At 68.1% G+C, this 21,302-nt stretch carries 15 protein-coding genes; 10 read left to right on the top strand and 5 right to left on the bottom strand.

What is annotated here, in order from left to right; all coding sequences use genetic code 11:
- Positions 1-17 precede the first annotated feature (17 nt).
- Together ASC87_RS26715 and ASC87_RS26710 are read right to left on the bottom strand one after the other, a co-directional pair.
- Positions 18-929: a hypothetical protein gene (locus tag ASC87_RS26715; RefSeq protein WP_056670235.1), complete on the bottom strand. Its 912-nt coding sequence runs from the start codon at positions 927-929 to the stop codon at positions 18-20.
- Between the two features lie 205 nt (positions 930-1,134).
- Entirely contained in the window at positions 1,135-1,842 is a 708-nt protein-coding gene (locus ASC87_RS26710) for a LuxR C-terminal-related transcriptional regulator (RefSeq protein WP_056670232.1), read from the bottom strand.
- Between the two features lie 277 nt (positions 1,843-2,119).
- Between ASC87_RS26710 and ASC87_RS26705 the strand changes: the two genes are divergently transcribed.
- The 6 genes from ASC87_RS26705 to ASC87_RS31310 all read left to right on the top strand — a co-directional run bounded on the left by ASC87_RS26705 (position 2,120) and on the right by ASC87_RS31310 (position 11,752).
- A complete protein-coding gene (locus ASC87_RS26705) occupies positions 2,120-4,000 on the top strand; it encodes a hypothetical protein (protein WP_056670224.1) in 1,881 nt (626 codons plus the stop codon).
- Positions 4,001-5,230 carry a cytochrome P450 gene (locus ASC87_RS26700; protein WP_056670220.1) on the top strand — a complete coding sequence of 410 codons (1,230 nt, stop codon included), beginning with the start codon at positions 4,001-4,003 and terminating at the stop codon, positions 5,228-5,230.
- Between the two features lie 11 nt (positions 5,231-5,241).
- Entirely contained in the window at positions 5,242-7,860 is a 2,619-nt protein-coding gene (locus tag ASC87_RS26695; protein WP_056670217.1) for a winged helix-turn-helix domain-containing protein, read from the top strand.
- Positions 7,861-8,906: 1,046 nt separating this feature from the next.
- A complete protein-coding gene (locus tag ASC87_RS26685; protein ID WP_056670203.1) occupies positions 8,907-9,545 on the top strand; it encodes a PEP-CTERM sorting domain-containing protein in 639 nt (212 codons plus the stop codon).
- A 116-nt stretch (positions 9,546-9,661) separates the two neighbouring features.
- Positions 9,662-10,909, top strand: coding sequence for a leucine-rich repeat-containing protein kinase family protein (locus tag ASC87_RS26680; RefSeq protein ID WP_162255213.1), 1,248 nt, complete (start codon positions 9,662-9,664; stop codon positions 10,907-10,909).
- A 96-nt stretch (positions 10,910-11,005) separates the two neighbouring features.
- The gene (locus ASC87_RS31310) at positions 11,006-11,752 is read left to right on the top strand and encodes a TylF/MycF/NovP-related O-methyltransferase (protein WP_082568983.1); all 747 of its coding nucleotides are present in this window, start codon (positions 11,006-11,008) and stop codon (positions 11,750-11,752) included.
- A gap of 70 nt (positions 11,753-11,822) precedes the next feature.
- Here the strand turns inward: ASC87_RS31310 and ASC87_RS26670 are convergent, their stop codons facing one another.
- The 3 genes from ASC87_RS26670 to ASC87_RS26660 form a co-directional block, all read right to left on the bottom strand.
- Complete coding sequence (locus ASC87_RS26670) at positions 11,823-14,450, bottom strand: 2-oxoglutarate dehydrogenase E1 component (RefSeq protein ID WP_082568982.1); 2,628 nt, start codon at positions 14,448-14,450, stop codon at positions 11,823-11,825.
- A 109-nt stretch (positions 14,451-14,559) separates the two neighbouring features.
- Positions 14,560-16,101 (bottom strand): methyl-accepting chemotaxis protein, encoded by a 1,542-nt coding sequence (locus ASC87_RS26665; RefSeq protein ID WP_082569001.1) that lies wholly within the window; start codon positions 16,099-16,101, stop codon positions 14,560-14,562.
- A 199-nt stretch (positions 16,102-16,300) separates the two neighbouring features.
- Positions 16,301-16,918 carry a TetR/AcrR family transcriptional regulator gene (locus tag ASC87_RS26660; RefSeq protein WP_056670192.1) on the bottom strand — a complete coding sequence of 206 codons (618 nt, stop codon included), beginning with the start codon at positions 16,916-16,918 and terminating at the stop codon, positions 16,301-16,303.
- 280 nt (positions 16,919-17,198) lie between these two features.
- Between ASC87_RS26660 and ASC87_RS26655 the strand changes: the two genes are divergently transcribed.
- From ASC87_RS26655 to ASC87_RS26640, 4 genes are read left to right on the top strand one after another with little or no spacing between them, the layout of a single operon-like run.
- Positions 17,199-17,861 (top strand): DUF3313 domain-containing protein, encoded by a 663-nt coding sequence (locus ASC87_RS26655; RefSeq protein WP_056670189.1) that lies wholly within the window; start codon positions 17,199-17,201, stop codon positions 17,859-17,861.
- A gap of 44 nt (positions 17,862-17,905) precedes the next feature.
- Positions 17,906-19,828 carry an AI-2E family transporter gene (locus ASC87_RS26650; protein WP_056670187.1) on the top strand — a complete coding sequence of 641 codons (1,923 nt, stop codon included), beginning with the start codon at positions 17,906-17,908 and terminating at the stop codon, positions 19,826-19,828.
- A 46-nt stretch (positions 19,829-19,874) separates the two neighbouring features.
- Positions 19,875-20,336 (top strand): hypothetical protein, encoded by a 462-nt coding sequence (locus ASC87_RS26645; protein WP_056670183.1) that lies wholly within the window; start codon positions 19,875-19,877, stop codon positions 20,334-20,336.
- Positions 20,333-21,229, top strand: a complete 897-nt coding sequence (locus tag ASC87_RS26640) for a DUF2145 domain-containing protein (RefSeq protein WP_056670178.1) — start codon at positions 20,333-20,335, stop codon at positions 21,227-21,229. The genes ASC87_RS26645 and ASC87_RS26640 overlap by 4 nt, the downstream gene beginning before the upstream one ends.
- Positions 21,230-21,302: the final 73 nt, after the last annotated feature.

Below are 21,302 nucleotides of genomic sequence, written 5' to 3'. Positions count from 1 at the left end.
TCCGGAGGGAGAGCCTGTCAGCGGACGCTGGCCCGGGCCCACCGGATCAGTGACCCCCGGTCCCAGATCGCCAGGAAATCGGTGGGCAAGTACTTGCCTTCTGCATGGAGCTTGCGGCGGGTGGGCGACGTGGCCAAGGCACTTTCGCGGGCGCCATCCGTGACCCCAACCGCGGAGAGCCTGCCACCGGTTTCGATGACGAGCTCGCGCAAGTAGGCCAGGCGCGGGCTGATCTCCGGCACCTTGGCGTCGAAGAACCAACCGATGCCGTACAGGCCTTTCACGTCGGTGTGCACTTGCAGCAGCGCCGCCACGTTCAGGTAGAAGCGCCGCCAGCCTTCGGGCGAAAACTCGGCCATCAGGTCGGCGTCGTGCGAATCCGTGTGCATGTCGTACACCGGGCTCAATCCGCCCAACCGGGTCACGAGGTGCATCCCCGACTGCAGCGCCCCGGCCAATCCGAGGCCCTTCAACGCGCCCAGCGGGAACTTGTACCTGTTCAGCTTCTGCGTTCCGGCCGGGATGATCCTCCGGTTGCAGACGCCGAGGTCCTTCAGGAACTTGTCGTTCGTGTGGCGATGGAAGTCGGGCGGCTGGCGCTCCAGGGCCACGTCGTCCACGATCCTCGAGAAGTTCTTCGCGTACAAGGTCTTGATGACCGCCGGCAGGTCCGAGGCGGCGACTGCCGCGTGGTTCTTCGAAATCAGCTCGAGCAGCAGCAGCCGGTGGTAGTCGAACGAGGTCTGCTCACCGGCCGACGTGGCAATGGCACGCGCCATGTCGGAGACCGCCGGGCTGGTGAACCCGTAGTTCTCGAGCGCCGGGTAGGCATCGAACAACGCGATGTAGGCGGAGACGGGAAACTTTGCCAGGGTGCCCGGTGCACGCGCCTCGATCTTTTCTCGCAGCTTGCCAATCGTCGAGCCCATTGCCTCGTGCATCGGTGACCTCTGGTGTGTGCCCGCATGGGCAACCATGGCGTGGCGGTTCGCGTTCCGGGCGCGGATGGAGGGCGCCGGTGCCCGCGGATTCTGGGGCCAAATGCCAACAGGCTGATGCGACGGTCAAGAAAAAATGGCGGCCTGGCGCCGGTCGCACCTCGCAGTGCGAGCTGCGCCGTTCACCACCAGGGCGTCAGTCCGCCTGGCGCCCCGTCGCCAAGCCGGCGGGCATCCCTTGGGCCGACGCGATCGGGGGCATCGCTTCGATCATCCGCACGATGTGCCCGATGCTCTTGGCCTGGGTCTTCTGGCGGATGCTGCTGATCTGCGTGCGCACCGTGCTGATGGCCACGCCGCTGCGGGAGGCGATCTGGGTGGGGCGCAGCCCTTCGCACAACGCGCTCACCACGCCGCTTTCGGCGGAGGTCAGGTGGTGGGTCTGCGCAAAGAACTGCAGCGTGAGCGGTTCACCATGGCCGCGGCGGCCGAGGATCAGCAGCGCCACCGCGTCGCCGGTGGCCTGCGCGGCACCCACCGGCACCACCCCCACCGACATGTCGCCGCTGGCGTCCGCGAACGTCAGGATGGTGCGGCGGCCCAGGCTGGCCGCGGTGAGGGCGCGCAGCAGCGCGTCGCGGTCGGCGGACCGTGTCACGCGCAGGCGGGTGCCGTCGATGTGCAGCGGCCGGTCGGCCGAGCAGTCGCGGCGGGCCACGCGGTTGGCGAAGGCCACTTCGGCCGCCTCGGTGACCAGCACGAGGCCGTGGTTCACCTCGTCGAGCACCGCCAGCAGCATCGACGGCGCCGCCGCGCGGGCGGGCTGCGGGTTGACGTAGGCGGTGTAGAGCGGGGCGCGGGCCGGCGGGCGGAACGATTGGACTTCAGCGAGAGCAGACAACATGGTGACCTCCAGAGGGTGGACTTCACGAGCGCCGATTTCCAGTCGATTAACGATGGGGCCTGGCAGGGCCCCCACACGGCGGATCCGGCGAGGCAGAGCCAACTTTGTCCGCAGTTGCCTTTCAAGTCCTTGGTTCGACCCTTAAGCGTTCTGAATTCAGGCCGCTGAAGCGGACCCGCGCCTTGCAGCACCCCGGGGTGCATGCCAATATCCATCGACAGGGGGAGGGTGCCGGAGAGCACCGAATGCACACCACAAGCAGGCGGGAGGACCGGAGATGTCGCTTCACCCAGGGAACGTCGGTGGCCGCGTGGCCGTCGAGGCACAAGACAATGTCAGCAACGGTCTCAACCTGACGCTGGAACTCAAATGCCCCATGGCCATGCCAGCGCTGCTGGCCGGCCTGAAATTGCACATGACCAAGGTGCAGCAGGCGCTGGGCGAGTTGCACTTCGTGCACTTCGCCCGGTTCCTGCCCACCCGGGGCAACAAGGCGCTGCTGGTCATCACCGAGTTCGATGGCCCGCTGCAGCCTTACGTGATGGACTTCGCCGTGGCCATCGGCGATGTTTTCTCGTTCATCCTCGGGTTCGTCAAGGATGCACCGCCGCTGCCGGTGCAGAACCACCCGCGCGCATTCTGGACCTTCATCGAACGCAACAACCGCGTCGTGGTGCTGCCGGGCCTCGCGGAATGGGACAACTTCCCCATCTACAGCGCCTACCCGAAACGCACGGTGATCGACATCGTGGGCGCACGCCGCATCGGGCTGCCGCCCCCGGTCGAGGAACCCAAGCCGGTGCCCATCACGTTCAGCGACGTGCAGGGCAACGTGCTCAGCGGGTACCGGTCCGAGCTGGCCGTGCACCTGTCGGTCCAGATCGAGAGTGCCGCGGCGGCACGGCGGCTCATCCTCACGCTGCTCGACGGTGACGGTGAAGACTGCCCCACGCTGAGCCACGGCGAACGTTGGGAGAAGGGGGCCCCGCCGCCGTACTTGCTGAACCTCGGCATCACCGCCGCCGGATTGCGCGCGCTCGGGGTGCCCGCGGACGAGCTGGGCGCGATGCCGGCCGCGTTCCTGGAGGGCCCCGGGGAGCCCGAACGGGCGCGCGCCAACGGCGACGTGGATGGCAGCGCCCCGGAGCGCTGGGAGGTGGGGCGCCCTGGCCAGCCGGTGCACCTGCTGCTCTCGCTGTTCGGCCGCAGCGACAACCGCGGCGAGTTCGAACGCCGCCTGGCGCAGCTGTCGGTGTTCTGGGAACGCCCGGGCCTGGCGCTTGTCAGCGACCCGTTCCGTGCCGAGGCGCTGCCCGACGGGCGCGTGCACTTCGGGTACCGGGACGGCCTGACCAACCCGCGCATCGTGGGCGTGCCCGACAACGGCAAGGCAGACATGCAGCCCCGGTGTGCGGTGGGCGAGGTGCTGCTGGGCACGAACTACCCGAGCGTGTACGGTGGCCCGTCGCTCGACGGCATGCCGGCCCGCCTGTGCCAGAACGGCACCTTCGCCGTCGTGCGCATCATCGAGCAGGATGCCGCCGGATTCGAACGCCTGCTGAAAGACGAAAGCACGCGGCTCGGCATGGACCCCGAACTGATCGCCGCGAAGATGATGGGCCGGTGGCGGGACGGCCGCCCGCTCAACCGCCCCGGGCCCGGCGGCGAGAACGACTTCGACTACGCACCCACCCACGCCAACCCGGAAACCTTCGATGACCACGAAGGCGTGCGCTGCCCCATCGGCTCGCACGTGCGCCGCATGAACCCGCGCAGCGCCGTCGTGGCAGGCCGCCCGCACAGCCGGCGCATCATCCGCCGCGGCATGGCCTATGGCCCGGCGTGGCAGGACGGTGAAGCCCCGGGCGTGCGCCGCGGCCTGTTCGGCCTGTTCATCTGCGCCGACATCTCGCGCCAGTTCGACTTCCTGATGCAGGCGTGGGCCAATGGCGACATCGCCGCCAGCAACGTGCGCGGCACGCAGGACCCCTTCATCGGCGCACAGAACCTCTCCGGCCAGTTCCGTTTCCCGGGCGAGGCCGGCAACACGGTGGCGATGGCCGTGCCGCGCCTGGTCACCACCCGCGGCAGCCTGTACCTGCTGATGCCGGGGCACCGCGGGCTGCGGTACCTGGCGTCGCTCGAAGGAGGGTTCTAGATGAGTGCCTCCTGGCCGCCAGCCGGGTTCGGCAGCGATCCCTGGTACCGGGCCCCGGCCGCGTTCGATCCGGAAACCTTCGACCCGAAGGACCCGGCGTTTCGCGAGGACCCGTACCCGTACTACGCCCAGTTCCGCCGCCACGCCCCGGTGTGCGAGGTGCGCCATGGGCGGTACAAGAGCTACTGGGTCTTCACGCACGCCCTCGTCGACGAGGTCAACGCCGACACCGCCACGTTCCTCAAGCAGCCGGTGTCGGAGACCGGCGAACGCGGGCTGTTCGAGATGGACCCGCCGCGCCACGCCCAGGTGCGCTGCATCCTCGACCCGCTGTTCGCCAAAGCCACGGCCGACGCCGCCGACCTGGCCGACCGCATGACCGTCGAGGCCCTGCGCGACGTGCTGGCTGGTCCGCGCGATTTCGACGCCACCCGCGCGCTGGCCAACCGCATCATGCGCAACGTGTTCATGGCCACGTACGGTGTGCCGCCACGCCACTGGAAGTTCGTGGGCTGGCTCATCGACCTGATGCTCGGCCACTACGACAACATGCTGCCGTCCTACCGCCGCGCGCCCGGGCTGCTGGCGGGCGGGGTGCTGCTCGCCTACTTCGCCCAGCTGGCCAAGGGCTGCCCGGTGCACCCGAAGCCGAAGGGCCTGCTGGGCCGCATCGTGCGTGAGGGCGGCGACGCGGGCATGACCAAGGCGGAGATCACGAAGACGTCGCTTCACTTCGCACTGGGCGGGTACCTCTCCACGCAGTTCCTGCTCACCACCGGCCTGCACAACCTGCTCACCACCGGGACGTACCAGGCCTTTCTCGACAACCCGTCCCTCCGGCCGGGCGCGATCGAGGAGATGAAACGCCACGATGCACCGTTCCAGGTGGCCGACCGTTTCGCCGCCAAGGATGTCCACCTCGGTGGATGCGACATCCCGGCGGGCTCCCGCATGACGGTGATCTATGGGTCCGCCAATCACGACGAGGCGGTGTTCGGTGCCTCGGCCGAGCGGTTCGACATCCGCCGCGAGCACCTGCCCGACCAGAACCGGGCGTTCGGCCACGGCATCCACCGCTGCATCGGTGCCGGACTCGTGGCCGACGTGGTGCCGGTCATCCTGGGCCGCATCGTCGAGTCCCTTCCCACGCTCGCGCTCGGGGAACGTGCCCCCGTGCGCGAATCCGATCCATACTTCAGAGGATTTGCAAGCCTGCCCTTGAGAACCTGATTCCCCCCACCATGAACGCGCCCTGGCTCTTCGCAGACTTCGAGGTCCGGCCCGGCGAGCGGCGCCTCGCCGTGCGCGGGCAGGTGGTGCAGATCGGTGCGCGGGCCTTCGACCTGCTGGTGGCGCTCGTCGAGCGGTCCGACCGCGTGGTGTCGAAACACGAGTTGCTCGACGTGGTGTGGCCGAAACTCGTGGTCGAGGAAAACAACCTCCAGGTCCACATCCACGCGCTGCGCAAGCTGCTGGGTCCGTCGGCCATCACCACCGTGCCGGGCCGCGGCTACCGTTTCACAGCCGAACCGGTGGGCGCGCCGCCTGCGCCGCCGCAGCCCGACGCCGGGGAAGCGCTGTCCCGCGAGGTGGGGGTGCACGCGGCCGACGGCAATCTGCCCGTCCACGTGTCCGACCTGATCGGCCGCGCGGACGACCTCGCCGCGCTGCGTGCCATGCTCGAATCGCAGCGGCTCGTCACCATCACCGGCGCCGGGGGCATCGGCAAGACCCGGCTCGCCCAGGCCGTTGCACACGAACTGCGCGGGCAACATGCCCAGGGGGCCTGGATGGTGGAGCTGGCCGCGGTCACCGACCCCGACCTGCTGGTGCCGCTGGTGGCCCAGACCATCGGCATCCCGCTGTCCGGCGCCCGCCCGCCCATCGACGAACTGGCCGACGCGCTGCGCCAGCAGCACCTGCTGCTCGTGCTCGACAACTGCGAGCACCTGGTGGACGCCGTGGGGGCGCTGGCGCTGCGCCTGCTGGGCAGCGCCCCGTCGGTGCGGCTGCTGGGCACCAGCCAGGAGCTGCTGCGGGTGGCCGAGGAGCGGGTGTACAAGGTATCCCCGCTGGCTGTGCCGGTGGAACGTGACCTCGACCGGGCCCGGCACTTCGGCGCCGTGCAGCTCTTCGCCGAACGCGCCCGGGCGCTCGAACGCACCTTCGAACTCGACGAACGCAACATCGACGCGGTGGTCGACATCTGCGCACGGCTCGACGGCATGCCGCTGGCCATCGAACTCGCCGCGGCGCGGGTGCCACTGCTCGGGGTGTACGGCATCCACGACCGGCTTGGCGAGCGGTTCCGCGTGCTGACTGGCGGCGCGCGGGTCTCGCTGCGGCGCCACCAGACGCTGCGGGCCGCGCTCGACTGGAGCTACCAGCTGCTGAGCGACAACGAGCAGAAGGTGTTCGGCCGGCTGGCGCTGTTCTCCGACGGTTTCGTCGTCGAAGGGGCGCAGGCACTCGCGGCAGACAACAACGTGGATGCCTGGGCCGTGCTCGACCTGCTCAGCGCCCTCGTCGACAAGTCCCTCGTGCTGGTGGACAACGGCACGCGGCCCCGCTACCGGCTGCTGGAGACCACCCGCGCGTATGCGTTCGAGCGACTCGCCGAGGCGGGCCACATCGACCACTGGCTGCGCCGCCACGCGGAGGCCACGCGCACGCTGGTGGACCGCGCCGTGCGCCAGCGCGACCTCGACTGGTTGTGGGCCGAGATGAACAACGTGCGCGCGGCCTTCGCCTGGGCCACGGGCCCCGGGGGTGACGACGAGATCGCGGTGGCCCTGGCCACGTCGTCGTCGATGGTGCTGGCCGTGGCCGGCATGGTGAGCGAGGGCATGCACCGGTTGCTGGAAGTGGAACCGCTCGTGACGGCCGCCACGCCGCCGCTGCTGGCCGCGCGCTACTGGCAGTGGCTCGGGCGTGGGGGCGTCGACGGCCGCCTGCCCACGTCGCGCTGTGTCGAGGCACTGAAGCGGGCGCAGGCGCTGTTCACGTCATTGCGCCAGGAGCGCCCGGTGCACGCGTGCCTGCGCATGCGCGCCGAGGCGCTGCTGGCCAGCAAGGACCTCGCCGGCGCCAGCGACACCCTGGCCCAGGCCGAGGCCATGGAGCGGGCGGGCTGGCCCGTGGCCGACCGCGTGCGCCGCCTGCGCGTGCAGGGCCTGATCCACGCCGCCGAGGGGCGCCACGAGGCATCGCTGGCCGTGTCGCAGCGCGCGTTCGACATGGCCGAGACCGCCGGCATCGAACGTTACGTGCTCATCCTGCTGGCCGACATGGCCCGCGTGCACCTGCAGCTGGGGCATGCCGAACAGGCGGGCGACCAGTTCCACCGGCTCGCCGAGCGGGCGCGGCACCGCCGCTCGCAGGGCCTCACGCTGTCGCAGGCCCTCGCCGGCCTGACGGCCGCGCTGACCGCCCAGCAGCGGTTCGACGAGGCCGTGGAAGTGAGCCTGCAGAGCGTGCCGCTGCTGCGCCGCTGCGGCATCTTCCTCGCCCACTGCGACGTGTACGCCTGGCTGATGGCGTGTCTCGGCCGCGTGCAGACGGCGGCCCAGCTCACCGGCGCGGCCGATGCCTTCCACCACCATGGCGAAACCGCCCGCGACGGCATCCGCCAGCGGGCACGCGACGAGGTGATGCGCCTGCTCGGCGTCACCTTCGCCGCGGGCCAGGTTCAGGTCTGGTTGTCGGAAGGGGCGGTGTCCACCGAGGATGCGCTGGCGCGCATGCTCGAGGCGGCGCTCGGCGCCCACACCGGCCACGCGGCCGCTTCGGCCGTCGACTCGGCGAGCAGCTCGTCCAGCGTGCCCGACACCACCCGCAGCACATCCTCGTCACCCCAGTAGTCGGTGTGGCGCATCGGTTCGGTGTGCCGCGACGGGTCGCCGTGGTGCGTCGTCTTGACACGCATGTCGTGCACGAGCGTGTCGTAGCCCGCGCCCAGCGGCTGCAGCGGCCAGGCGCACGCGTCGTCCGGGTCGTACAGGTTCAACCAGCGGAAGTGGTCGTTCGGTGCCCGGATGGGCCGGATGCGCATGCGGTTGTCGGCCGCCACGAACACCGGGATGTTGCAGCCGGTGGTCACCCAGCAGGCGATCGTGTCACCGCGCAGGAACGCACGTTCGTCGTCGTTCAACGGGTGGCCGGCGATCTCCATCGCGTGGGCGTCGATGTCACGCCAGATGCCGGCGGTGATGTCACCCGGCACACATTGCGCGTCGTACAGGTAGTTCGACAGGATCTGGCAGCCGAGCGAGTGGGTGAGGAACACCACCGGCCCGTTGCCCCCCAGCTGGTCGCGTGCGGCGAGCAGCTTGCGGGCGATCTCGAGCTGGGTCTGTTCGTAGGTCGAGCCGGGCAACTCCTTGCGCGCCTCGAGGCCCACCATGTCGGCCAGGCCAAACAGCAGGAACGTGCGCCATTCCTGCTGCCGGACCTGGCTGCCCGACAGCGTGCGCTGCCATACCGCGCGCATGCTGGGCTGGAGGATGCCCTGGCAATACACGGGTTCGAACGCCACGTCTTCCCACGCCGTGTCCAGCCGTTGCGCCAGGTGGCGGCGCAGGTCGTCGGCGTAGTCTTTCAGGATGACGCCCTGACCATGCAGGGTCATCAATGCAATGCGTGCCACGCAGAAGTCCTCGCAACCGAATCGGGTCGGCGCCTGAACTCACGCCGGACGGATGCTGGAGCGTCGCCGTTTTGCGGCTGCGGGGCATCCTCTCGCGGACCGATGACGGCGGGGACGACTTGGGGATTGGGGCCTTGCCCACCCGTCGCCCCCAAGCGCTGTCATCCCACCCACCCCCTAGTTTGAACCCGCCGTTGCCGGACGCCGGTGGTACAACCTGACGCCGGTGCGGCCGCACCGTGTTCGTCACAGGAGGGTTTCATGACGTACTCACCATCGAAGCGTTTCGCTCGGGTTGTTGGCGCGGCACTGCTGTCGCTGGCCGCCGGGTCAGCGGCATGGGCCCTGCCCATCGCCACCATCGACCAGCAGAACCCCGGCCCGTTCACCGGCACGTCGGGATTGCTGGCGCCGCGGTCGTTCGGCCAGTCCTTCACGGCCGGGCTGGGGGCGGTGGATGCGTTCGATTTCCTGCTCGGTGGTTTCGACACCCAGGTGATCCTGCGCGTGCGCGATGGGCTGGCGGGGCTCGACGGGCTCGCGGGCAACATCCTCGCGGAATCCGCACCGGTGGCGGTGGACCAGCAGGGCAGCCACTGGTTCCACTTCGACCTGCCGCAGACGCTCGCGCTGCAGGTGGGCAAGACCTACGTCGCGGAACTGTTCATCGCGACCGACAGCCTCGGCGTGCGCCTGACCTTGGACAACAGCTACACCGGCGGCCAGATGCTCACCGGCGGGTTTGCGCCCGACCACTTCAGCACCGACTACGACCTCGTCTTCGCGGAAGGCATCCACGCGGCAGTGCCGGAACCGTCTGCCGTGCTGATGATGGCCATCGGGGTGGCGGCGGTGCTGGGCTGGCGCGCCCGCCAGCATCACGGCGCGCCGAAGCACTGACCGGGCGTCTGCGCGGTTCGGTGGCCGCACGGCCCCCGAAGTCGCCGCAGTCCTGGTGAGCGGCAACTGGCCGAGAATGCGGGCTGATCCTCCAGCCCCGTTCGATGGCCCCCTTCATGCCGATGACCGCCCCTGAGCCCACCCTCGCCCGACTGCGGTCGGGAGAACTGCGAGGCAGCACCCACCTGGACCTGCGCGGCTGCGGCCTCACCGAGCTGCCCGCCGAGGTGCGGGCCCTCGCCGACACGCTGGAGGTGCTGGACGTGTCCGGCAACGCGCTTTCCATGTTGCCGGACGGCCTTGCGCGCTTCGCCCGCCTGCACACGCTGTTTGCTTCCAGCAACCGCTTCACCGCGCTGCCGTCCGTGCTGGGCCGCCTGCCCGTGCTCGACACACTGGGTTTCAAGGCCAACCAGATTGCCGACGTGCCCGCGGCGGCGCTGGCGCCCACGCTGCGCTGGTTGATCCTGACCGACAACCGCATCGCCGTGATGCCATCCACGTTGACCCACTGCACCCGGCTACAGAAGCTGATGCTCGCGGGCAACCGCCTCGTCCGGCTTCCCGCGGGCCTGCACCGCCTGCAGCGGCTGGAGCTGATCCGGCTGTCGGCCAACCGCTTCGAGCGGGTGGCGCATGCGCTGCCCGATGAGCTGCTGGCGTTGCCGCGGCTGGCCTGGCTGGCCCATGCCGGCAACCCGTTCAGCGCGGCGCGCGAGCAGGCGGCGCCCACGCCGGCCGATGCCCGCGCCATCCCCTGGGCCGAACTGCAGCTGCAGGCCCTGATCGGTGAGGGCGCGTCGGGTCACATCCATGCAGCACGCTGGACGCCGGCCGCCGGGGCGGTGGAGGACGTGGCGCTGAAGCTGTTCAAGGGCACCGTCACCAGCGACGGCCTGCCGCAATGCGAGATGGCCGCCACGCTGGTGGCCGGCCGGCACCCCCACCTGGTGGGGGTGTTGGGTGTGCTGGCCGGGCACCCGCGGGACACCCAGGGGCTCGTGCTGCCGCGGCTGGCGGCCCACTGGGCGCCGCTGGCCGGTCCACCCAGCATGGCCAGTTGCACCCGCGACGTTTATCCCGCCGGCATGCGCCTGCCGCCGGCACAGGTGGCCTCCGTGGCCCGCGCCGCCACCGAGGCACTGGCCCACCTGCATGCGCAGGGCCTGACCCACGGCGACCTGTACGCCCACAACCTGCTGGTGAACGGGCAGGGCCAGGCGTTGCTCAGCGACTTCGGCGCGGCGTCGTTCTTGCCGGGCGACGATCCGGTGCGGGCCGATGCCCTGCAGGCGCTGGACCGCCGTGCCTTGCAGATCCTGGTGGGTGAACTGACGGCACGATCGGGCGACCCCCAGTTGTAAAAAACGTGGCATTTGCCGGGAAGCCCGGTACTGTGGTTCACAAGGCCGTGAAGGCCGTGATCCGTCGCCCAAACCAGGCTCCTGGAGGGAACCGCCATGTCCAACCGCCTCGCGGACCGCCTTCGCCGTACCCTTCGGCACCTCCACCCCGGGGGCCCGCTGGCGGGGTTGAGCGTGTCGGAGCGGCGGCTGCTGGCCCGCATCCACGACAGGAGGCTGACCTACCTGACCGACCGCAAGCTCGCGGCGCTGGTCACCACGAGCCGTGCCATCGAGGCCAGGCACCTCGAGGGCATCTTCCTGGAGGCCGGCTGTGCGTTGGGCGGCTCGGCGATCCTGCTGGCGTCGGTCAAGCGCCGGGAGCGGCCGCTCCGTGTGTACGACGTCTTCGGCATGATCCCGCCGCCCACGGCGGACGACACGGGCGACGTCCACGCCCGCTACCGCACCATCGTGCAGGGACAGTCCACGGGCATCGGGGGTGACCGCTACTACGGCTACCTCGACGACCTGTATGACGTGGTCAAGGCCAACCTGGCGAGCTTCGACCTGGACTGCGACCGGCACGCCATCTCACTCATCAAGGGGTTGGTGCAGGACACCCTGGTGCTCGACGGCCCCGTCGCCCTGGCGCACGTGGACGTCGATTGGTACGAGCCGGTCAAGACGTGCCTGGAACGGGTGTTCCCCCGGCTGGTCGTGGGCGGCAGCATCATCCTCGACGACTACCTGGACTGGGGAGGGTGCCGCAAGGCCACGGACGAGTTCCTGCCGCAGGTCGCCGGGCAGTTCACGCTGGACGACTCGGCGGGGTCGTTGCGTGTCGACAAGACCGCGGGGTGACCGCGTGCAAGCCCGTCGATGGCACGAATGCAATCCACTGCGCTTGCAGGCAGGGCAACCCCTCGGTCTCTCAGTGCGCCGAGCCCTCCGGGCCCATGGCGCGGGCCACCAGCTCGCCCTGCTCGCGCAGGTGAACGGCATGGAACGACGTCGCACCCGACGCGGTGTCCGGCCGCGCCACATGTTGCAGTGCGATGCGCGGTGCGCACAGCGCGATCAGTTCATCGCGCACGAAGGCCCAGGCGCCCTGGTTCTTGTTTTCTTCCTGGGCCCATGCCAAGGTGCGCAGCCGGGGGTACTGCTGAAGTACCCGGCGCAACTCGGCATGCGGGAAGGGATGGAACTGCTCGAGACGCAGCAGGGCCACGTGAGAGAAGCCGCCCGCCAGGCGCGCGCGCTCGAGGTCGTAGTACAGCTTGCCGCTGCACAACACCGCGCGGGTGACGGCCGAAGGGTCGACCTCGCCGGCATCGTCCAGGACGGGCTGGAACTCCCCCGCCAGCAGATGCCGGACGGGCGAATGCGATGCCGCCTCCTTGTAGAGTGCGGTCTTGGGTGTCATCACGACGAGCGGCTTGCGCACGGCTGAGAACGCTTGCCGCCGAAGCAGATGGAACCACTGCGCCGAGGTGGATGGGCTGGCCACGCGCAGATTGTCCCCAGCGCAAAGCGCCAGGAACCGGCCCAGGTGTGCACTTGAATGCTCCGGCCCCACGCCTTCGTGGCCGTGGGGAAGCAGGAGAACCAGGGCGGAGCTGCATCCCCACTTTTCCTCACCGGCGCTGATGTACTGGTCGACGAACACTTGTGCGCCGTTGACGAAGTCGCCGAACTGCGCCTCCCAGATCGCCAGGGAGCGCTGGTCCTGCACGCTGTAGCCGTACTCGAAGCCCAGCACGGCCTCTTCGGACAGCACCGAGTTGAAGATGTCGAACCGTGCTGCATCCTCACCCAAGTGTTGGAGCGGGATGAACTCGCTGCCGTCGATGACCGCCGCCGCCTGGTCGTACCACACCGCCTGCCGGTGCATGAACGTTCCCCGGCGCACGTCGAGCCCGGAAATGCGCACGCCGATGCCGGCTTTCAGGGTGGTGGTGTACGCCACGTTCTCCGCGAAACACCAGTCCACGCAGGCGCTCTCGCCGGCCGCCATGAGGTGCCACCGCTGAATCATCGCCAGGACAAGCGGATGCGCCTCGAAGCCTTCGGGCAGCCGGGTCATGGCCGACACCGTGGCCTGAAGCACGGCGCGTGAAAGCGGGGGGATCCGCGGCAGGGGCGGTTGTGCAGCGGTCCGTGGGGCGTGAGGATGCATGGCCTTGCGCGCAAAGGCCTCGCTCGCCGCGGATCGCCCGGACGTGATGTAGGCGCCCATGTCGGCGTGTGGTGCCATGCCGGCGCAGGCCAGGGCCGCCCCGTACGCATCCACGACCGAGGGTTTGAGCTCCGTGATGGCGTACATCCGCGGGCTGCTCAGCGAGGGCACGTCATGCTCGGAGTGGCCCAGCCGGCGATAGCCGATCACGTCGATGACCACATCGGTGCCGAACGCCATCCGGTAGGTGAGGGCGATCCGGGCGGCACGGCCCATCTCCTCCGGCGCATCCGCATTGACGCGCAGCACGGGGGCATCGACCATGCGGGTCACGTCGGTGCAATAGTGCGGCGCCTGGGCGTTCATCATGTTGGGTTCGGTGAAACCCAGCTGGTTGTTGATGATCACGTGCACGGCCCCGCCCACCGAGTAGCCCGGCTTCTGCGCCATCGCCAGCGTTTCCATCACGACGCCCTGGCCGGCGAAGGCGGCGTCGCCGTGCAGCACGACAGCCATGGCTTCGCCGATCCCCCGCCGAGACGCCGGCCGGGTTTGGCGGGCATGCGTCATGCCGATGACCACGGGGTAAACGCTCTGCAGATGGGACGGGTTGTGCGCCAGCGTGACCGAGATCTCGCCGTGGTGTGTCGCCAGGACGCGTTGACCTCCCAGGTGATAGATCAGGTCGTGGTGCAGTTCCGCAGGCCGAGCCTCCGGATCGAAATGGGCGAGCGCCTCGTCGGGCGGCATGCCCAGCACGTTGACCAGCACATTGACTCGCCCGCGATGGGGCATTCCCATGAAGACCTCATCGATGCGGTGAGCGGCGGCTTCTTCGAACAAGGCATCCAGCAGCGGCACCAGCGCTTCACATCCTTCGAGCGAGAAGCGCTTCGCATGAGGAAAGTGCCGGGCCACATGATGCTCCCACGCCTGGACCTGGATGAGCCGATCCAGGAGGCCCTTCCCGCCGCCGTGCGAGAACCCGGTGGCGGACTCCATCCAGGCATGGAGCCATGCGCGGCGAGTCTCGTCGCGCACGCCGGAACAGTCCAGCGCCAGTGACCCGCAGTAGATGGCCTTGAGGCGCTGATCCAACGCGTGGACATCGTGGGCGCCCAGCAGCGCCGAACCATCCGCCGTCAGGGTGTCAGCCGGCAACAGCCCGAATCGCTCCGGCGAGAGACATCGCGCGTCGACGGGATTGGCGATCCCCAACGGGTCGAGCGAGGCACAGCGAAAGCCCTGCTGGCGATGGGCGTCGATGAAACGCTGGACGTCTGGTTTGACTTGGGCCGCGGCAGGTGCCGCGCCCAGGTGAGCGTCCAGCCTGATGCGGTCCCGCAGCCGCCACGATGGGCGGTGAGACAAGGTCGTTGGCACTTATTTTTCTCCCTGACGGGTTGATTGCGGAGCAACGGCTCCGTGACCTCGTCATGACGGCGGTGGACTCCCGTCTGGCCGCCATGGCGCGGGGGGCGCGCGGCGTGTCCTAGAGCGCGAACGCTCGCACGGCATCGGCAAGTTGCCTGGCCTGATCCTGCAGGGCACTTGCCGAGGCCGTGCCTTGTTCCACCATCGCCGCGTTCTTCTGCGTGGTTTCGTCCATCTCGAGGATCGCTGAGTTCACCTGTTCGATGCCCATGCTCTGCTCTCGGCTCGACGCGCTGATCTCCGCCACGACGTCGCTGACGTGCTTGATGCTGGTGACGACCCGCTGCATCGTGGCACCCGCGTGTTCGACCATCTTGCTGCCCTCGTCAACCTGGTTGACCGAGGCGTCGATCAGCGTCTTGATTTCCTTGGCCGCGAGCGCGCTGCGCTGCGCCAGGCTGCGAACTTCGCTGGCGACGACGGCGAAGCCCCGGCCCTGTTCCCCCGCGCGAGCCGCCTCGACGGCCGCATTCAACGCGAGGATGTTGGTCTGGAAGGCGATGCCGTCAATGACGCCGATGATCTCGACAATCCGTTTGGACGACGTGGAGATCGAGTTCATGGTGTTGATGACCTGACCCACGACCTCACCACCCTGCAAGGCCACCGTGGAGGCTGACATCGCCGACTTGCTGGCCTGGTTGGCACTGTCGGCACTGAGCTTGACCGCCGAGGTCAACTGCTCCATCGCCGACGCCGTCTCCTGAAGCGCGCCGGCCTGATGCTCCGTGCGGGTCGACAGGTCCATGTTGCCCTGTGACACTTCGTGGGCCGCCGTGGCAATGGTGTCCGCACCGCTGCGCACCTCGGAGACGATGCGGTGCAGGCTGTCGACCATGCGCTGGAGCGCCGTGATCAGGCGTCCCACCTCGTTCGTTCCCTCCGGCTGCACCTGGTAGGTCAGGTTGCCTTCAGCCACGGATTCCGCGAGCGCGATGGCGCGCTGGATGGGCCGGGTGATGGATCGGGTGATGCCGTAGGCCGTGCCCACGCTGATCAGCACCGCCAGCACCGACGCTGCAACCATCTGGCGCTTTGCCCGCTGCGACTTGTCCTTGGCACTGGCCACATCGCTGACCATGCTTCGCGCCTGCAGATCGACCATCGTGTCGAGCTGCGCGTAGTAGCGCGCCTGCGGCTCGGCCAACTCGTTCTGGTACACGGCCATGGCTTCGTCGCGCTGGCCGGCCGCCAGCAAATCGAAGACTTTGCGCACCGCGGCGCCGTACACCTTGCGAGCCTTCGACTGCTCTTCGAAGATCGCCTTGCTCTCGGGGGAACGGAGGAGCTTCTCGAAGTCGGCCAGGTTCTGGGTGTTGGCCGTGCGGATGGCCGCGTACTCGTCCATGTACTTCTTCAACTGGCCGGGATTGGAGGCCAGCAGAATCCGTCCGAGAGTGTTCGCGCCACGATCGCCCACGTTCTTGATCGTGTTGCTCAGCGCAATCTGCGCGTAGCGTTCATCCACCACGCTGTCCATGACGGTACTCGATCCATTGAGGACAGAGATGGCGACGCCCAGCGTCACCAACAGCAGCGCAATGACAACGGAAAAGGCCAGCGCCAAGCGCGAACCGATCCTCAGGTTCGAAAGACTCATCGTGTGAACTCCCTTGACGGCCTCGACGGCCAATGCAGTGCAGCCGCCTCGGCCCATCTTGGGTGGGTTCAAGCGACAACTGATGCCGTCTCTTCGGCATCCCGCACGGTCGATGAAGTCGGTTCAAGGGGGGATTGCGGACTTTGTTGGCAAGCCCGTCGCGCGCTGGCGTGTCGCCCCTGTGTGGCGGGTTCGGATGCTACCGGGGCGAGGCGCCGAACAAGAACTGCTCGACCGCCCGAACGACCATCTCACCGATCTGTGCGTGAGTGATGGCGGGCGGCTCCTGCTGATAGATCCGCATTTCCGTTTCGGCCGTCAACAGCGACGTGAATTGAAGGGCGGCCACGCGGGGGTCCGCTTGACGCAGTTCCCCGCGATCCATGGCTTCGCCAAGCACGCTGCTGATCGCAGCGATGCATTCGCTGGGGCCTGACTGATAGAACAGCTGGCCTACCGGAGTTCGCCCCGATTCGGCGATGACCACGCGGTAGATCGCCGTCGCCCGCCGGTCGTTGTTCATCACCGCCAGCATCTTTTCACCGAAGCGCTGAAGGGCTTCCTTGAGGTCGAACTCGCCTCGTGTGTCCTGCGTGAATCCGTTCACGGCCTCGGTCAGATGGGAGGTGGCGACCGCCTGCACGACCGCCACGAGGAGCGACTCCTTGGACGGGAAGTAGCGATAGAGCGTTGCCTTCGACCCCCCGAGGCGCTTCGAGAGTTCACTCATGGACGCACCCTCGTAGCCGCTTTCCTCGAACAGCTTGGCCGCCTCCGCAACGATGGCGTCACGCCGCGCCTGGGTCCTCACCCTCATGGTCACCTTTCTAAATGGAACGGGATCGTACTCTTTTGTTGACACACCAACGAGGCTGGCTCAATAATGAAACAGGTCGGTACCGTATCGTTTTAACCGCTGGCCGGTCCCACGCACGTTCCAGGAGTCATCCCCATGTTCCGATCCCTGCGCCTCTTCGCAAACCTGCTGGGGTTCCTGGTTTGTCTGGCCGTCATGCCGCGCCCGGCGTCACGGCAGAGGCACAGGCGCTCCGCCAATCTCATTCGTCTGTAAGACACCCACCGAAATGGAAACCCATATGCCCACCTTGCTCAACGTTTGCCGCGTCGCCGCCTTGGCGCTTTGCGTCACCTTGGCCGCTTGCTCCACCACGCAGCCCACGGCCTATTCGGGGCTTGCGTCGTCACAGCAGTTGCGTGCGAACGAGCACGATGCGACCGGCCGCGTTCCTTACGAATACAAAAGTGACACGGACTGGGGCAAATACGCCGCCGTCACCATCGATCCGGTCGTGATCTACCGAGGCACCGACAGCCAGTTCGATGACATCTCGGAGCAAGAAAAAGCCCACCTGGCGAAATCCATGAAAACCCGATTCACGGAGAAGCTGCAGACCCGGTTCAGGGTCGTTCCGGGTGCGGGCGAAGACGTGTTGCGCATCAAGCTCACCCTCACCGGGGCCAAGGCCAACACGGCCGTCCTGAGCACCTTGTCCCGGTTCGATTTGCTGGGTGGCCCCTACAACGCCGTGCAGGCGGTGCGAGGCAAGGAGGGCGCCCTGACCGGTTCCGTCAGCTTCGCCGTGGAAATCTACGATGCCCCGACCAACAAGCTCCTGGGTGCCTACGTGTCGAAGCAGTACCCGAATGCATGGAACCTCAAGGCGGGCATGGGCGCCATGAGCGCGTCCGAGGCCGGCATTGACAACGGGGCGGACCAACTGGTTGCGTACTTGAAATGACGCAGGCGCTTTAGTTCAGCATGCCGCCAGTGATGAGATCGAACATGGACACCCTCCAATCGCCCGGCACGACGTTGCCGAAGGCCTGGGGCGCCGCACTGATCGTGCTGGCGGCTTCAGCCGTGCTGGCCCTGCTCCACCTGGGGCGATCGATACTCGTGCCGATGACCATGGCGGTGGTGCTGTGTTTTGCGATCAGCCCGCTTGTCCGCAAGTTGCGTGACGTGGGGCTCGGCCATGTGTCGTCGGTGCTGGCCGCCGTCTTGTCATCGGTGGTGGTGATCTCCTTGCTGGGCGGCCTGATCGGCTTCCATGCGCTGCGGATCCCCGGCAACCTGCCGGCCTACCAGGCACGGCTCGACAAGAACCTGCACGCGCTTCGACGATTCGCCTTCTCGGCGATGGACCGCACCTGGGGCGCCGCCGAGCAGATGCTCGATGCGCCCGATGGCTCCGCCCAGCTTGTGCCGGCGGGGCAAGCGATCCCGGTCGAGGTTCGCCCGCCAAAGCCGGCCCCGATGGAGCGGGTGCAGCGCCTGCTGTCCTGGGCGTGGGGACCGATCGGCAGCGCCGGCATCATCGTCCTCGTGTTGATCTTCCTGCTCCTGGAACGGGAGTCCCTGAGGGATCGGTTCATCCGCCTGGTCGGAGGGGCCGACCTGAGTGCCACCACGTCAGCGATCAACGATGCCGGTGAACGGCTTTCCCGATACCTGGCGCGCCAGTTCGCCGTCAACATCGGCTTCGGCCTGGCCATCTGGGTTGCATTGACGTGCGTGGGTTTGCCGGAGGCTGCATTGTTCGCCGCGCTGTCGGCGGTGATGCGCTTCGTGCCGTATGTGGGCGTTCCGGTCGTGGCGCTGCTTGCCATGGCCCTCGCGTTGGGTGTGTCCGAGGGTTGGACGCTCATGCTGCTCACGGCGGCGGTTTTCTTGGTGATCGATTTGCTCGCCGCGCATGTCATCGAGCCCCGCGTCTACGGCCAGGCGACGGGCCTGTCACGGCTTTCCATCGTGCTGGCAACGCTTTTCTGGGGCTGGCTGTGGGGGCCTGCCGGCGTCATCATCGCCACGCCGTTGACCTTGTGTCTCGCCGTCGCCGGCCGCCATGCCGAATCCCTGGGTTTCCTGGACATCGTGCTGGGCGACGGCCCGGCCCTGACCATGGCCCAGAAGTTCTACCAGCGCGCCTTGTCCGGGGATTCGGGCGAGATCATCGCAGGGGCGCGCGAGTTCCTGAAGCGACGGTCGTTCGCGGCCTATTGCGACGCCGTGCTGATGCCTTCGCTTCGATTCGGCGTGGTCGACTTCGCGAACGGCCGCACCACCCTTCGACAGCAGACCGAACTTCGAACGGCCATCGTGCAAGTCGTCGAGACGCTCGCGGGTGCCGAACGGCCCTCGGCCTCGCCCACCGAACGCACCACGGTGCTGGTAGAGACCAGCTCCGGCCGCATGCTTCGCGAGAGGCGGATGTTTCGCCAGCGCACTGAATCGAATGCACCGCAGGATGCGGCGCCGATCGTGCTGTGCGTTGGCCTGGGTGCCCCGGGCGACGACCTGGCCACCGAGTTGCTGGTCCGCATCCTGCGGCAGCTGAGTCTCGATGCCCGCCACCTGTCGTTCGAAGACATGCAATCGATGCCCGACCTGCGCACGGCGGTGCCTGCGGTCCGGGCCATCTGCCTGGTCACGCTGGTACCGGCCGCCGCGCCGGGCAGCATTGTTCCGCTGGCTCGAAGAATGCGAGCCGAAGCGCCTGGCGCGGACCTGTCGGCATTGCTGCTGGGGGGCATGGCGGAAGGCTTCGAGCAGCCCGAACTCGGGGAGGTGCTCGATCGCACCATCTGCTCCTACGAGCAGGTGGCCGCCGAAATGCACGCGCGCCTTGCAGGAGGCCCCGCGCAGACGCGGGCCGTTCACGACACAATCGATCGTTCCTTCGAACCTGGTCCATTCGCCGGGTAGCGGGCCACCGGCCCCATCCATCTTGTTTCATTTCAAGGAGTTCTTGATGACCTTTCGCATCGCCTTCAGAGTCGCCTGCCTCGCCACCGTCCTCGGGTGCGCGTCGCATGCGAATGCGGACAGCTTCACCTCGTCGGCCTCCAGCGCGGGTTCGGCGTCCAGCGGCAGTGTGTCCGACTCGCTTCGCGGATCGAGCAACAGCTCGACGGGCAATGACAAGACCGCCACTGGTGACTACCGCATCGTCGAAGTTGCCAAGGCACCGGATCGCCCCGGCATCACGCGGGTGACGATGCAAGCCGATGCGGCGGTGGACCAGCGCATCGTGCTCGACCTGCCGCAGGCCATCGCCGACAAGCAAGGCCTGGGTCGTGGCGACCTCGTCCACGCGCAGCGGCGCGTGTACGGGTTCGAGTTCGCGCACAGCGAGACGGTCCATGAGCCGTTCTACCTGGTGCTGGCCGACGACTGGTACGACGAACTGGCCGCGCGTCCGGTGCGCCTTTGAAAATCGGCCGCGCGATCGTCCTGGTGGCCGCCGTCGCGGCGGGCACGGCCCAGGCCCGGGGGTCATCCGAGTTCTGCACCCGTACCGCCTCGATGTCGGCCGGCCAGCAGGCCCGCCTGCTGCGCTTTGCAGCCGTCGTTCGCGAAGAACTCGGCTCCACGGAGGATGGTGCCGCGCTGATCAGCCGCTCCGGCCTCGATCTCTCGCGCTTTCGCATCCGTTACTCCCATGCTGCCGTTGCGTGGCGGAGCGACAGCGGCGCATGGGCGGCGCGCCAGCTCTATTACGCTTGCGACGAAAGCCGGCCGCGGATCTACGATCAGGGGCTCGCCGGGTTCACCATGGGCATGGATGACCCTTCGGCCGGCTACATCTCGATCGTGCGGCTTCCGGCCGAGGCCACGCAGTCGCTGCGACGTGCCTCGCTCGACACGCCGCGTGTCCTGAACCTGCTGGCGGCGAGCTACAGCGCCAATGCCTACCCGTTCAGCCTGCGCTACCAGAACTGCAACCAATGGGTGGCGGAACTGCTTGCCGTGGCCTGGGGCGGCCTGGCCGACGGCGCAGACTTGCGCGGGCGAGCCCAGCGTTGGCTCCACGATGCGGACTACGCGCCGGAACCCGTGAATGTGGACTCGCACGCCTTGATGTTCGCTTCGGCGTTCGTGCCGATGCTGCACCTGGACGACCATCCGGAGAGCGATCGATTCGCCATGAAGCTGCGGGTCAGCCTGCCATCCGCACTCGAAGCTTTCGTGCGGGAACGCCTGCCCGGCAGCGAGCGTGTCGAGATCTGCCACGATGGCCGGCAGGCCGTCGTCCACCGGGGGTGGACACCGATCGCGGATGGGTGCCGCCCTGGCGAAGGGGACCGGGTGGTTTCGCTGGATTGACCTGGATGGCGATTTTCGCGTAGCAGAGCTTGGCTTCGCCTGTGGCAGCGCATCCGTCTCCGAGGGGGCCACA

The organism is Rhizobacter sp. Root1221, from assembly GCF_001425785.1.
Classification (GTDB): Bacteria; Pseudomonadota; Gammaproteobacteria; order Burkholderiales; family Burkholderiaceae_C; genus Rhizobacter.
Note: the sequence above shows the minus strand (reverse complement) of the source record. Positions and strands in the feature narration are given on the sequence as shown.